The 10047-nt window shown below is 63.3% G+C and carries 22 protein-coding genes and 1 tRNA gene; 18 read left to right on the plus strand and 5 right to left on the minus strand.

What is annotated here, in order from left to right; translation table 11 throughout:
* The 5 genes from BN4332_RS34835 to BN4332_RS32805 all read right to left on the minus strand — a co-directional run.
* Positions 1-1061 (minus strand): glycoside hydrolase family 19 protein (locus BN4332_RS34835; protein ID WP_066904581.1); only part of this gene is annotated, 1061 nt, incomplete at its 3' end.
* Between the two features lie 13 nt (positions 1062-1074).
* Positions 1075-1359 (minus strand): hypothetical protein, encoded by a 285-nt coding sequence (locus BN4332_RS32795; RefSeq protein WP_200820490.1) that lies wholly within the window; start codon positions 1357-1359, stop codon positions 1075-1077.
* A gap of 90 nt (positions 1360-1449) precedes the next feature.
* Positions 1450-1578, minus strand: a tRNA-OTHER gene (locus BN4332_RS33575).
* Between the two features lie 293 nt (positions 1579-1871).
* Positions 1872-2312, minus strand: a complete 441-nt coding sequence (locus tag BN4332_RS32800) for a phage terminase small subunit (RefSeq protein ID WP_066904583.1) — start codon at positions 2310-2312, stop codon at positions 1872-1874.
* Between the two features lie 112 nt (positions 2313-2424).
* Positions 2425-2718 carry an HNH endonuclease gene (locus tag BN4332_RS32805; RefSeq protein WP_066904585.1) on the minus strand — a complete coding sequence of 98 codons (294 nt, stop codon included), beginning with the start codon at positions 2716-2718 and terminating at the stop codon, positions 2425-2427.
* Between the two features lie 707 nt (positions 2719-3425).
* Between BN4332_RS32805 and BN4332_RS32810 the strand changes: the two genes are divergently transcribed.
* The 18 genes from BN4332_RS32810 to BN4332_RS32870 form a co-directional block, all read left to right on the plus strand.
* A complete protein-coding gene (locus BN4332_RS32810; protein ID WP_160111017.1) occupies positions 3426-3653 on the plus strand; it encodes a hypothetical protein in 228 nt (75 codons plus the stop codon).
* Positions 3650-3853: a hypothetical protein gene (locus BN4332_RS32815; protein ID WP_235654381.1), complete on the plus strand. Its 204-nt coding sequence runs from the start codon at positions 3650-3652 to the stop codon at positions 3851-3853. Before BN4332_RS32810 ends, BN4332_RS32815 begins: the two co-directional genes overlap by 4 nt.
* The gene (locus tag BN4332_RS33580) at positions 3853-4029 is read left to right on the plus strand and encodes a hypothetical protein (RefSeq protein ID WP_160111018.1); all 177 of its coding nucleotides are present in this window, start codon (positions 3853-3855) and stop codon (positions 4027-4029) included. The genes BN4332_RS32815 and BN4332_RS33580 overlap by 1 nt, the downstream gene beginning before the upstream one ends.
* Positions 4026-4223, plus strand: a complete 198-nt coding sequence (locus tag BN4332_RS32820) for a hypothetical protein (protein WP_066904592.1) — start codon at positions 4026-4028, stop codon at positions 4221-4223. The genes BN4332_RS33580 and BN4332_RS32820 overlap by 4 nt, the downstream gene beginning before the upstream one ends.
* Entirely contained in the window at positions 4220-4600 is a 381-nt protein-coding gene (locus BN4332_RS32825; RefSeq protein ID WP_066904595.1) for a hypothetical protein, read from the plus strand. The genes BN4332_RS32820 and BN4332_RS32825 overlap by 4 nt, the downstream gene beginning before the upstream one ends.
* Positions 4601-4704: 104 nt before the next feature.
* Positions 4705-4863, plus strand: coding sequence for a DUF7460 domain-containing protein (locus tag BN4332_RS33585; protein ID WP_160111019.1), 159 nt, complete (start codon positions 4705-4707; stop codon positions 4861-4863).
* Between the two features lie 222 nt (positions 4864-5085).
* Positions 5086-5583, plus strand: a complete 498-nt coding sequence (locus tag BN4332_RS32830) for a hypothetical protein (protein WP_066904598.1) — start codon at positions 5086-5088, stop codon at positions 5581-5583.
* 576 nt (positions 5584-6159) lie between these two features.
* Positions 6160-6420 carry a hypothetical protein gene (locus BN4332_RS33590; RefSeq protein WP_160111020.1) on the plus strand — a complete coding sequence of 87 codons (261 nt, stop codon included), beginning with the start codon at positions 6160-6162 and terminating at the stop codon, positions 6418-6420.
* Positions 6417-6578 (plus strand): DUF7393 domain-containing protein, encoded by a 162-nt coding sequence (locus BN4332_RS33935; RefSeq protein ID WP_200820491.1) that lies wholly within the window; start codon positions 6417-6419, stop codon positions 6576-6578. Before BN4332_RS33590 ends, BN4332_RS33935 begins: the two co-directional genes overlap by 4 nt.
* Before the next feature lie 28 nt (positions 6579-6606).
* Entirely contained in the window at positions 6607-6921 is a 315-nt protein-coding gene (locus BN4332_RS35715; RefSeq protein ID WP_435405225.1) for a DUF7455 domain-containing protein, read from the plus strand.
* A gap of 3 nt (positions 6922-6924) precedes the next feature.
* Entirely contained in the window at positions 6925-7110 is a 186-nt protein-coding gene (locus BN4332_RS32845) for a hypothetical protein (protein ID WP_066904601.1), read from the plus strand.
* Between the two features lie 2 nt (positions 7111-7112).
* On the plus strand, positions 7113-7262 hold the full coding sequence (locus BN4332_RS33595) for a hypothetical protein (RefSeq protein ID WP_160111021.1): 150 nt from the start codon (positions 7113-7115) through the stop codon (positions 7260-7262).
* Positions 7263-7265: 3 nt separating this feature from the next.
* Positions 7266-7574 carry a hypothetical protein gene (locus tag BN4332_RS32850; protein ID WP_066904605.1) on the plus strand — a complete coding sequence of 103 codons (309 nt, stop codon included), beginning with the start codon at positions 7266-7268 and terminating at the stop codon, positions 7572-7574.
* Positions 7571-7879 (plus strand): DUF7199 family protein, encoded by a 309-nt coding sequence (locus tag BN4332_RS35720; protein ID WP_435405224.1) that lies wholly within the window; start codon positions 7571-7573, stop codon positions 7877-7879. Before BN4332_RS32850 ends, BN4332_RS35720 begins: the two co-directional genes overlap by 4 nt.
* 221 nt (positions 7880-8100) lie before the next feature.
* Positions 8101-8604, plus strand: a complete 504-nt coding sequence (locus BN4332_RS32860; protein WP_200820492.1) for an XRE family transcriptional regulator — start codon at positions 8101-8103, stop codon at positions 8602-8604.
* 23 nt (positions 8605-8627) lie between these two features.
* Positions 8628-8939 carry a hypothetical protein gene (locus BN4332_RS33600; protein WP_160111023.1) on the plus strand — a complete coding sequence of 104 codons (312 nt, stop codon included), beginning with the start codon at positions 8628-8630 and terminating at the stop codon, positions 8937-8939.
* Positions 8936-9835 (plus strand): RecB family exonuclease, encoded by a 900-nt coding sequence (locus BN4332_RS32865; RefSeq protein ID WP_066904614.1) that lies wholly within the window; start codon positions 8936-8938, stop codon positions 9833-9835. The genes BN4332_RS33600 and BN4332_RS32865 overlap by 4 nt, the downstream gene beginning before the upstream one ends.
* Positions 9836-9866: 31 nt before the next feature.
* A partial coding sequence (locus BN4332_RS32870; RefSeq protein WP_160111024.1) for a hypothetical protein occupies positions 9867-10047 on the plus strand: 181 nt, incomplete at its 3' end.

The raw sequence follows: 10047 nt of genomic DNA on the forward strand, positions 1-10047 counted from the left end.
TATAAGAGCCAGATGCCGTTCTGCCCGCCGTTGATCAGCTGCGTCACCGTGACGATGTCGCGGCGGTCGGCGGCCTCGTTGATCCGCGTGCCACGGGCAACCGTCCAGTACCAGGCCGCGCCGACGCCGGCCCAGCGGAGCTCGCCGAGCTCGGTCGGGCGGTCGACGAAGTACGTCGGGCTGTTGACCAGGCCGAACGCGTGGGTCCAGCGTGAGAACTCGCCGTAGTTGTGGCGGCCGGTGATCTGGATCCACGAGCGCCCCTTGAACCGGACGCCGTCGCCCGGTTGGCAGTTTCCGAGGTCGCGGCAGCGGCCCTCGTACGCGGCGCCGGAGGCGATCTCCTCGGTGTACTTGAAGCTCACGGACTCGTGACCGACCTGGGCCAGCCACATCGCGATGCGGTTGACGCTGGTGGCCTCGGACTCCCGGAGGCCGGCGGCGACGGCGGGCAGGATCTCTGCCGCGCGCTGCTCGCTCAGACCGGTGGCTGCCGCCAGGATGGGCGCGGCGGACACCGGGGCGTTGCCCCTCCGGAAGGTCGAGAAGCCGTCCGCGCGGATCTTGCGCGCGATGAAGTTGGCGGTGCACGGGTTGTTGTAGGTGTTGCCACCCATCTGGAAGTGCATCCAGTCGCGGATGCTCCAGGCCCCGCCGCAGAAGATCATGCCCTCGTACCATTCGAGCAGCTCGCGGAGCTTGCGCGCCTTGTCGCCGGGGTAGGCCCTCTCCTCGGAGATACCAAGGCGGAACGTGCGGCCGTCGGCGCCGTTCCAGTTCAGGTCCATCCCGGTGCCGCCGAGGTGGTTCGAGCCGTTGTTCCGGCCGGGCTGGCCGAGCACGTCGTTGGTGCGGGTCCAGCACGCGGAGTCAGCGTCACGCAGCGGCTCGACGTACTCGTTGAAGTCCGCGGCGAACGCGCGCATGACCGACGTCGGCTGGCCCTTCTGGATCTGCAGCGTGACGTTGGTACCCGGGACTCGGACCCATCCGGCCTCGTCCTCGCTGGCCATCGGCCAGCCGTTCTCCGTGAAGGAGTTCCCGTTGACTACGCGCGGCATCGGCGGGCCTCCGTCAGAACTTGAAGATGTTCGGGAACTTGATCAGGTCCTGGATGCCTTCGATCACCTTCGCCGGGATGCTGGCGACCTCGGCCGCTACCTGCGCGGGCAGCTTGCTCAGGTCGGGGAACAGCGCCAGGATCTGGTCGTCGAGCTTGGACAGATCCGGCAGCTTCGACGTCACCTTCTCGGTCACGCGGTCCACCTGACGGTCGACCACCTCGGGGTGCTTCTTCAGGTAGTCGAAGATCGCCTCGATCACGAGGGGGATCAGCGGGGAGAGGAGTCGCGTCAGCATGGCGGCCTTCCGTTGTATGTCAAGTTTGGAGCAGGGCGCGGCACCGACGTCGTTTAAGACGCGCCGCCGGGTGAGGCACGTCCCCTGTCGCTCCCCAGGCGGGACTCGAACCCGCACCGTCCTGCTGCTACTAGGCGAGACAATCAACACGCTCGTTAGGCCTCTATCAAGGCACCTGATCAGGCACAGCAGCTGCTCTTCCGACTGAGCTACTGGGGAGTGCCGGGGCGCCCCTCTCTCGGTATCTGGAGGGGATCGCCGGCCGGCAAGTTGGGCCCCTCCCGCGCAGCGTCAGCGCTACTGCATGGTTGCAGTGTCTGGTTATTACCCGGGAGGGGGATGACGATCAATACGACTCTGCAGCGTCGGCAGGCCGTCGCCTGCGATCGTCGGTCTTTGGGAGGCAGCCTCCGGAGGGGGAGCGCCGCAGGGCCGACCGACTGAACGGTTGAGGCGACAGCACCTCGGGCTTTCCTGCGCGAGCTCAACCCCTCCGGGGCCACCTCCGGTCTCTAGGCCGACTGCCGCGAACTACGGAGCTTCTCCTCGAAGAGCTTTCCGTAGTCGACGACCTTCGCGTCACCGCCGGACTGGTTCCGCTCCACCTCGATCCGGACTCGGCGACGGTCACCCTCAGATACGAGGAGTGCCGACAGCATCTGCTGGACGGTGGCCAGCATCTGCGCCGAGGGCTTGGAGGTCTTCAGGAGCTGATCCGCGAAGTGGAGGGTGAGCCTCGCGTACTGCCAGTCGGACGGTTCGTAGTAGTTCGCCTGCGCGGACTCGCCTAGAGACCGGTACAACGCCGCGACGATCGGGTGAGGATCGTCGAAGCCAAGTTCTGGGACCGGGACCGGTCCTTTGGCGGGGATCTTGGTGACTTCCCCGTACTCGTCTTTGTTGCGCCGGACCCTCTGGTCCGAGCGCTCGGGCACTGGCCCTCGAACACCCATGCGGCCTCCTGGACCTAGGAGGCGCCTGGCCTCTCCGTTATGCGTGTGCCCGCAGGCTTAGGGCCTGCGACCACGCCACCGGCGGCAGCCGGGGACTGTTGTGCCTGCCGAGTCAGGCATTGCGCCGGCCCGGGTGGCGGGGCGGCGGTCGCTTCTTCATCGCGCGCAGCTTGGCGCGCTGAGCGACACCCTCCTTGGAGGACTTCTGTCCGTGGCACCGAGCACAGGCAGCCTGCAGTGGCGAGGTCTCGTCGCGGAACCGGACGTGGTCGACCTCGGTGGCGACCCCGGTACAGCCGGGGAGTTGGATCTGGCACCGGTGGCCCGCGGCCCTGAGGGCGCCGCGGCGGATCTCCGGCCAGTTGGCCGGCAGACGGTCACGACGGTCAGACGTATCCCACGCCATCGCACCTCCTGGTGACGTACCCGACAAACAGAACCACAGACCGACCGTGGCGGCCTCAGGGGCCGCCCTCGGACCGGGGCCCTTCAGCCCCGGTTCCGCGGTATCTCGCTCTGCCGCTCGATACCAAACCGTCGGCCGAAGGCCGAAAAGGGGGAGTCTCGCAGGCTCGACTCCCCAAGAGTCTTATGTCGGGGCTCGGTCGTTCGGCTTCGCCTCACTCCCTCACCCCTCCATAAGAGAAGTACCTGAGTATTTTCGTCATTAGCGGATACGTGTGATCCAGGTCACCCCATACCTGTGAATCCCCAGCAGATTTTCTCGGCCCCCGGACGCCCTCGGGGGCGCCGGGGTAGCCAAACGGACCGCGGTCGACTTCCAAACCCGTACGCGATGGCTCAGCCGCATTACCAACCGGTCAGGGACCCCGGGGGAGGGGTGCACCCGGTGGGGTCCACGCGTCGCGTGTCCCCGTCGGCCCGTCTGCCGGGCACACTCAGTATCCCACAAGCACGCGTTGCATGTCAAGCCGAACGCACGCTGCATTCTGCGCAGCTGTACCCCGTGCCACGTACCCACTACCCCTGTGCGTGTCTGCGCTGTGTGCGTACGTAGTAGGCCCTGTGTGCCACGCACACGCACGTACACACCGCACCCCGATATCCACTACCCCCTTGACATACAACGTACGTATGGGGGACACTACGTACATGACATACAACGTTCGCACCATCGCAGCTATCGCTATCTCTGTCCCCGCCGTCCTGTTCGGGATGGCCGCGGGAATCGGGGCCGTGTACGCCTGGCCGGCCGCAGCAGCCGAGGCCAGCCTGCCGGTGTGCGCCGAGGAGGACGGCAACATCAACGGGCAGCCGTGCGTGTGGCAGGACCCCGACACGGCCCAGCTGTTCTACGTCACGTCGGAGAACTACCGATGAGCGCACACTCAATGACCAGCTACGTGTTCATCCGCGAGGACGGCACACGCATCCCCAATCTGTACTTGAGTACCTCCACCAAGGAGTACGCGATGCACCTGTACCGCACCAAGTACGCCAAGCTCCACCCGGGCGGTGTGGATGCTGTACCCGAGGATGATGTGTTCGCCTTGGTGCTCGCAGATAACGGGTTGGTCTGATGAGCGCCACGGTTGAGCAGTTCCGTCCACCATCGCACCTCTTGAACAAGGGCCAGTACGCCCGGGTCAACCGCGAGGCACCGCGCCATCGGTATGAGGACAAAGCGGACTGGCTGGCCGCGCAATGGGACGCCGCACGGCGGCTGTACCCGTCGATGGTTGGGCCGGTCCGATGAGCGGCAGGCTCTTGGCCTCAGCGCCGACGGTTGAGGCGATCCAGGCCGTGGTGCGCCGGTTCTGGATGTCGGATCAATGGCAGGTCGACCCGGTGACCCTTGAGCTGTCGCACCCGGACCGCGACCCGGCCAAACCGATCATGGCCCGGGTTGTCAAACAAGGGCGGCGTTACCGATTTGAGGCAATTCGATGAGCCTCGCACAATATCGGCTGCTCCGGGAAGAGCTGACCATGGCGCAGCGTCGAGAGCTTGGACAGACCATCATCCCTCCCGAGGGCGGCGAACGAGTTCATGGTCGTGTACTGGCAGCGGAGTTCTTGGCGGAGTATGGCGCAATCCTGGCCGAAGCCAGCGAGCTGGATCGGACGGTTTCACCGTTTCGGGCCACCTACGCTGAAGTCCGCCGGTTGATCGACGCCGACCTGATCGAGGCGGCGGAGAACCTGGCCTATGCAGTAGATGCCTGGCAGGACGATCTCAAGGCCGAACGGGAGACCCGGGATTGGGCTGTGATGAAGGCTGCTATTGCCGCCGAATCCGAAGCGGAAGAGTTTGAGCTCATCCTCTGACAAATTCATCGGATAGAGTCCTTGACATACAACGTCGGGAGGCCTATTCTTTGGGTATCGAGTTCGCCGTTTCCGGATGGTCCGGGAGGCAGAAAGGGGTTGCTATGAACAGCAACGTCACCGCCGCCATCAAGCTCGGGAGCGAGCTCGGGGTCGATGTCCGAGCCTGGGGCGGGGACATGGTCCTCGTGGCCGGCGTCTCGCCGATGTCGGCACACCGGGCCCTCACGGGCGGCATCCAATGGGCTGCCCGCGGTCGGTAGCCCTGGCCCCCTTTGAGCCCCTGCTACGGCGGGGGCTTTTTGGTGTCCTGGTCAGATGCGAAACACGACTTTGATCCAATCACTTGACATACAACGTAGCACCGTGCATACTTGGTTTATGACCGCAGCACTCGCCATCATCGCCTTCATCCCCGTGATGCTCGCCGTGATCGCGGGCGCAGGTATCGTTTACCACTAGCTTGACATACAACGGAGAAAATCATGAGCACGATCAATCCAGAGGATTACCAGTTCTCTATCGAACAGTCCGGCGCGGATATCGACGCGATGGTTACCGGCTATCTGGAATGCCAACTGTGGGCACAGCATGATGAGGGCAACCGAGACGAGGAAACGGGAGAGTCCAACTACTACCCGCTTGATGCGAACTATTCGGTTGACGATATCGCACCGGAGTACGTGCAAGCGGTACGCGATGAGCTGACGGAAGTTGTTGCCCAGCACCCGCTAGCGGTACGGATGTACCTAGCGTCCCGCCGAACGTCCGAGGAGCCGTTTGGCACCGTGACGTTGCGAAATGAGGTTGTGAGCGCTTACCTCGGTCATGACTTTTACCTCACGCGCGAGGGGCACGGCGCGGGATTCTGGGATCGTGGTCTAGGTGAGCTTGGGGACTATCTGACCAAGATTGCCAAGTCTTACGGCAGCGCTGCCACGTTGTGGGATAACGGCGAAGGTGTGCTGAATTCATTAAGGTGAGTACTTGACATACAACGTATGACCCGCTAGGGTTGAGCCTACAATTCGATAACGGCCAGCAAGATCTGGACGAGCCCCGACAGGCGCGCCGACTCCAGTGCAATTCCTGCCACCGGTTACAGCTTCTTCCGCCGCCCCGCGGCCAGTTGAGAGCCACAGGACCGGGCCCCGATACGGGTTAAAACGGCAGCGCTAGGTCCGACATATGAAACTTTTGAAGCGCTAGCTTGGCCGAGCCGTAGAACGTGGCTACGACGCCCAGCGACGCGCTGACAGGACGGACACAGCTGGCGGGATGGAATGATCCCAGCAGGCCGCAATATCACCGCGGTACCTCGTTCGATTCGGGGCCGTCCACTGCTTGGTTTGAAACTTGACATGCAACGTAGGAGGAATGATGGAGACAGGAACGCCAGTCTCATGGCAGCCCCGAACTGCGTGGGGCGAGCCGGCCGAGCCTAATTCGGGAACGGTGCGCCCCGCGGTCCGCGGGGCTGACGGCCTTACCTACGCCGTGAACGTAGGGAACACGGTCATCTACGTGCATGAGGACCGTCTCACATCGACGGGGCCCCGATGAACGGCCAGAAGGCCGTACGCGGGGTATGGCGAGACGAAGAGAAATCGTCCGTACAGTTCATTGATCGTACCGACGGCACGATGTACATGCTCACGGTGCATGCCCCAGGAGCTGATCTCCCGCATTGGACAGCTCAGGCCGAACTGTTGGGGCCGGATTACCGGCAGCTCAGCTTTTCGGGTCTGCATCACGGCGGCACAACCCGTGATGAGGCAAAAGTAGTCGCCGAGAGCGTCCGTACAAGGTTGGCCGCATGAACGGCCAGCGCGTACACGTCTCCAGCCGGGGCCCGTGCGGCTGGGATGCCGTCGTCCTGTTCGTCGCGGGAACGGTGTTCACCGTGGTTGATGACCGCGGCCGGCGGCATCTGATCGACACGTCGAAAACGGCTGTTCGCACACTGGCTGCGGCTTGACATACAACCCTGGAGGTATGGCTGAATGATGCACTTCGAGGCCCCGTGGCCAGCCGTGGAGACGCTGCCGGCCCGGCCAGAGCTTCGGCAGGTAGACCGGTGCGACCACTGCGGAGCATCTGCGATGGAGCGGTGGGAGAACGGCCGGTCCGAGCTGATCTTGTGCAAGCACCACGCGAACCGTCACCGTGACGCATTGGTCACGGGTGGTCGGGTCCGCACGGAGGCATGGCGATTCGAGCTGACCACGCGCGTCGTCAAGTCCCAGAGCCGGAACCGGCAGGGCCAGATCGAGACCGAAGAAGACCACATTCGCGGGCTGATCCGCGTGAGGGAGGTATGACCCGTGTACGTGGACATGCATGGCCCGCTGGTGAAGCGGGTTCGGACGCTGCGGACCGGTACGCACTCGATCCGGCTGCGGGATCCCCGCGGCGGTGAGCTGGTGATCTTCGTCGCCGAGGACTGGTCCGACTGGGACGCAATCGTAGCCGCGGTGAACGCTCACCGCACAGAGCAACAGGAGGTTTGACCATGGACACATTCATTCTGACCACAACCGACGGGGTAGAGCACAAGATCCATTCCTCGGACGTGTTGACCGCATTGGTCGCATGGCGACAGAACAACCTGGGCCGGTACCGGATCGACGACGTGGTTGGTATCCACAATCAGGAGGGCTGACCCGTGTCCGCGATGAGTGAGATCGCCATCACGCTGGCGGCCGACTGGCGGGACCTCGGATACGGGCAGGGCCTGCCTTTCACGTGGTACCGCCACAAGTCCGAACGGTGGGAGATCCTGGATACGTCAGAAGGCTTGGCGCTGTGGGAGTTTGTCCAGGGCCGGTGGTTGAAGATGCTGGAGGGCTTCGAGTTGCCTGTCCTGGTTCGGTTCGTGGATACGCATGAGTCCGGACGGTGCACGATGATGCACAAGGAACCCGCCCGGGTATCGTGGTGGCGCCGGCTGTGGGACCGGGTGCGCGGGCTGTGAGGGTCCGAGACTGGCTCGTCCTGCTGGCCAGTTGCGCCGGCTTGTGGCTATCAGGTGTTGCGTGCGGCCTGGGCCTAGCCGTCGAGGCGCAAGCCGCGCCGACGTGCGAGCACCGGAGCGCGGAACACGTTGCGGCACATGGAGGTTTGACGGCAGACTCGGCGTGGCACGTATCGCACGGCGGGCTACCGACCTGCGGTGCAGAGGAAGGCTCGACCCCGGCCCCGACCCCCGTCGTGGTGCCGGAAGACGAAGAAGAGGATGAATCGAAGTCTCGGTTCTGCCGGCGTAAGTGGTACTGCTGAATAGAGTCTTTAGACCCTATCCGTAACGGCCCGGCCGGGTGGGACGATGCTGTGTGCAGCGGGATCTCTTACAACTGGCTCTTGCATTTATCAAGATCTAGCCGCATGATCTCTCTCACATATGGGACACTAGTCCCGACACTGAGCCTTTCAAGATAAGGGGATAGTCTTGACTTGCAACGTCGTAAAACGTACCGTTGGCGCCACCAAAAGGAGGCATGATGACAACCGGCGAATTGACGCTGACTCTGTCCGTGATCGAAGCCCTTAAGAGTCAGGGCTACACCGAGGCTGAGATCGCGCGGATGTTCGGAGTTTCTCGACAGGCGGTGTCTTGGCACGTGCATAATTACGGAGGTTCGATGACCCCTCGTCAGCTCGTGTTGAAGCACTTTCCGTTCAAAGTTCCGAGCGAATTGACGCGGTGCTCGATCTACCAGCGTCTTCGGGACCACGGAGAATGGTTCGCAGCCGGGCACAAAGCAGCGTTGAGCGCTGATCGGTTGCAGAGACTGACGTGGTTTTACGACAAGCTCCGGCGGAACAATTGGGTTATCGAATACGACCCGAACATTCCGCCTATAGAGGGGGTAAGCAAATGCGGGGGCTGGGCTTACCGGGAACGTACACCGGCCGATGAGGATTACCTCGTCCGTGTGAACGAATACACCACACTAACTGAATACGGCCAGGAAATCTGGCGCTTCCCAGATGAAGAACCCTAGACCCAGAAGGTATGACACCCGCCATGTTTGAAATTACCTCGCATGTAATCAGGAAAACCGCAGCAGCAGTACCGGCCCTGGCATATGCCCGAGAAGCGATGGTCTACGCCGCTACACGGGAGATCGTCCCCGGAATCTCCGGGCTCGATGTCTACCGGAGTATCCGGCTTCCGGACAGCCGGCCGATGTACCGCCCGGTTCTGGAGTTCATCGAACAGCACTGCGGGGAGTTGCTGGAGAGGTGGGAACAAGAAGACGAGCAGATGATGGGGGGCCGCGCGGAGCGACTGCTGTACCTGTTCCGGAGCGAGGTCGAGAACGGGGAGGTGGCGTGACGACGATCGAGGATTACGTATACGAGAAGAAGCCTCGTTCGGTCTCGCAGCTGAAGCAGTACGAGAAATGCCCGATGAGCTATCGCTTGGCCCGGATCGACCGGGAGTGGAAGCGTCCGGCGGCATGGCTGTACCAGGGCATCGCAGTCCACGCGGTAGCCCAGCACTACCTGCTTCGCCGGCTGGGCTACGAGGACACGCTCGGCTACGACGCCGAGCTCGGCTACGCGGACACCGGACCGATGACCCGCGAGGAGGCATACGAACTCTTCAAGGAGAGCTACGCCGACGCCACCAACGAGGCAGCGGAGATTACCCCCAACCTGGGTTGGTGGTTCCGGTCAGGGATGTACGACGGTTACGAGGACATCCCGCGGCGGTGGGACATCGGGCTGGAGCAGGTCGACAAGCTGGTCGACTGGATTGAGACGCACCCCGAGGAGAAGATATGGGTCGCGCCTGACGGCAAGCCTGGGATCGAGCTGGAGATCGATGTCGAGTTGGGCGGCGTGCAGATCCGAGGCTTCATCGACGCGGTGATCGAGGAGGTCGTCGACTCCGATCCTGAGGAGTACACGACCGAGCTGAAGATCCGGGACTACAAGACCGGCAACGAGCCTGGCGACGACTTCCAGCTGGCGGTGTACGCCGTCGCGCTGAAGAAGATGTACGGCGTCGAGATCGAGTTCGGCGAGTATTGGATGGCCGGCAAGAAGGGGAAGAAGGCTTTCGCCACGCACCCGTTCGACCTGACGGACTGGCCGGAGGAGAAGGTCGCGGCCCGGTTCCTGGAGCTGGAGGCGAAGCTGGAGGCGGGGGAGTTCAACCCGCTGCCAGAGCCCGACAAGTGCAAGTTCTGCGACGTGTCGCTGAGCTGCCCATTTTCCATGGCCTAGAACTTGACATACAACGTAAGGAAGGCATGACATGACCAAAGAGACCTACGCCGAGCTGAAGGCGGCCCGATTGGCCGCTGCCTCCGAAGAGAAGCCGGAGGCACGGAAGCCGGTCCACAACCGCGCCAGGCGACGTCGGCTCGGCCACACCAAGACCGCAGGCGCCGGGCGACGGCGCCGTGCCGCCCTGGCCGTATCGACCGGTCTCGTTC

The sequence above is a fragment of the Mycolicibacterium houstonense genome (assembly GCF_900078665.2).
Lineage (GTDB): Bacteria > Actinomycetota > Actinomycetes > Mycobacteriales > Mycobacteriaceae > Mycobacterium > Mycobacterium houstonense.

Bases quoted from the DNA above. Each gene is read 5' to 3' on its own strand.
- BN4332_RS32795 (WP_200820490.1), bottom strand. From the start codon at position 1,359: ATGCTGACGCGACTCCTCTCCCCGCTGATCCCCCTCGTGATCGAGGCG.
- BN4332_RS32800 (WP_066904583.1), bottom strand. From the start codon at position 2,312: ATGGGTGTTCGAGGGCCAGTGCCCGAGCGCTCGGACCAGAGGGTCCGG.
- BN4332_RS32805 (WP_066904585.1), bottom strand. From the start codon at position 2,718: ATGGCGTGGGATACGTCTGACCGTCGTGACCGTCTGCCGGCCAACTGG.
- BN4332_RS32810 (WP_160111017.1), top strand. From the start codon at position 3,426: ATGACATACAACGTTCGCACCATCGCAGCTATCGCTATCTCTGTCCCC.
- BN4332_RS32815 (WP_235654381.1), top strand. From the start codon at position 3,650: ATGAGCGCACACTCAATGACCAGCTACGTGTTCATCCGCGAGGACGGC.
- BN4332_RS33580 (WP_160111018.1), top strand. From the start codon at position 3,853: ATGAGCGCCACGGTTGAGCAGTTCCGTCCACCATCGCACCTCTTGAAC.
- BN4332_RS32820 (WP_066904592.1), top strand. From the start codon at position 4,026: ATGAGCGGCAGGCTCTTGGCCTCAGCGCCGACGGTTGAGGCGATCCAG.
- BN4332_RS32825 (WP_066904595.1), top strand. From the start codon at position 4,220: ATGAGCCTCGCACAATATCGGCTGCTCCGGGAAGAGCTGACCATGGCG.
- BN4332_RS33585 (WP_160111019.1), top strand. From the start codon at position 4,705: ATGAACAGCAACGTCACCGCCGCCATCAAGCTCGGGAGCGAGCTCGGG.
- BN4332_RS32830 (WP_066904598.1), top strand. From the start codon at position 5,086: ATGAGCACGATCAATCCAGAGGATTACCAGTTCTCTATCGAACAGTCC.
- BN4332_RS33590 (WP_160111020.1), top strand. From the start codon at position 6,160: ATGAACGGCCAGAAGGCCGTACGCGGGGTATGGCGAGACGAAGAGAAA.
- BN4332_RS33935 (WP_200820491.1), top strand. From the start codon at position 6,417: ATGAACGGCCAGCGCGTACACGTCTCCAGCCGGGGCCCGTGCGGCTGG.
- BN4332_RS35715 (WP_435405225.1), top strand. From the start codon at position 6,607: ATGCACTTCGAGGCCCCGTGGCCAGCCGTGGAGACGCTGCCGGCCCGG.
- BN4332_RS33595 (WP_160111021.1), top strand. From the start codon at position 7,113: ATGGACACATTCATTCTGACCACAACCGACGGGGTAGAGCACAAGATC.
- BN4332_RS32860 (WP_200820492.1), top strand. From the start codon at position 8,101: ATGACAACCGGCGAATTGACGCTGACTCTGTCCGTGATCGAAGCCCTT.
- BN4332_RS33600 (WP_160111023.1), top strand. From the start codon at position 8,628: ATGTTTGAAATTACCTCGCATGTAATCAGGAAAACCGCAGCAGCAGTA.